The organism is Paenibacillus sp. 01L418, from assembly GCF_056400045.1.
The window spans coordinates 1-1,192 of the sequence record NZ_JBFTSN010000771.1; the positions used below are offsets into that span (position 1 = coordinate 1).

2 protein-coding genes are annotated in these 1,192 nt (G+C 38.4%); one reads left to right on the forward strand and one right to left on the reverse strand.

What is annotated here, in order from left to right; translation table 11 throughout:
• Positions 1 to 204: 204 nt before the first annotated feature.
• Positions 205 to 1,005, forward strand: coding sequence for an AraC family transcriptional regulator (locus tag AC1DSE_RS35520; RefSeq protein WP_477511602.1), 801 nt, complete (start codon positions 205 to 207; stop codon positions 1,003 to 1,005).
• 70 nt (positions 1,006 to 1,075) lie between these two features.
• Here AC1DSE_RS35520 and AC1DSE_RS35525 read toward each other — a convergent pair.
• Positions 1,076 to 1,192 (reverse strand): IS3 family transposase (locus AC1DSE_RS35525; protein WP_477529152.1); only part of this gene is annotated, 117 nt, incomplete at its 5' end.

The window sequence follows — 1,192 nt, forward strand, 5'->3', positions numbered from 1 at the left end:
GAATCAGCAGCATAAGGCATTTATCATATTCCCCTTTGTTTTTAGAATGATTTCGTTGTTTGAAACATGCTATAATGATTACTTGCAAACATCATTTCTTTTAAAGTATAGCTTAATTTTACTGCAATAAGGAATGTCCACATGCAAGTCATATATGTCATAATGTAATATGTTAGAGACCTACAATCAAGGAAGTGACAATGAATGTGCGAGCATTATGATCTGGTCTATTATTATCATGGGAAGCAGTTCTGCGAAGCTGGCTATAGCTGGGGACCCGGCGTTAAGGATCATTACAAAATTTTATTTATTCATGAAGGCAAAGGCACCTATCAGATTAACGGAAAAACATATGCCTTAAAAAAAGGACAAGGCTTTATGGTATTTCCAAATACGATATGCCATATGAAGGCGGATCTTCAAGATCCGTGGGTCTATTCTTGGATCGCTTTTCAAGGAACATGTGTTGACGGTTTACTTGAACAGGTCCACTTAAGCAAAACGGCCCCTTCTTTCTCGTTCGCTCCAGCAAATTGGTTTGAGCCTTGGTTAGAACAGTTTAATGATGCTGGGGAGCTTGAGAAAAACAGCGGTCTTGTCGTGCATAGCCTGCTCTATCGCCTTATTTCGGATTGGATCGATATGCTGACTGCCCCTAATCAAATCGGTTATTTGCCTAAAGCAAAGGATGTTTATGTTCGCAAAGCGATGGATTATATCAAAATGAATTACTACACCAAAGTAAGCATTACTGAGCTGGCCAAACTCATTGGCATAGACCGCATATACTTATCCGCCTTATTTAAGGAAGTTGTAAATCAATCACCACAAACCTACTTATTGCATTATCGAATGGATAAAGCTTGTGATCTCATGAACAATCAACAGCTTTCGGTATCTGATATTTCCCACTCCGTCGGCTATAACGACCCTCTTCTCTTCTCGAAAATGTTCAAAAAAGTGAAAGGGATATCTCCCAGTCATTATCGCAAAGAAATTGTCTGATTTCTTCAAAAAAAGAGAGCCTGCATGTAAACTGACCCCTTAGACAAGGACACTTGAAAAGAAAAGAGCACTAAGCCACACTTAAGAGATGATTCCTGTACTGAACAGGAGTCATCCTTTTTTGTTTCCACTGATATCTATGATGATTGTAATAACGAATATAGCGATTAATTTCTCGTTCTAATTC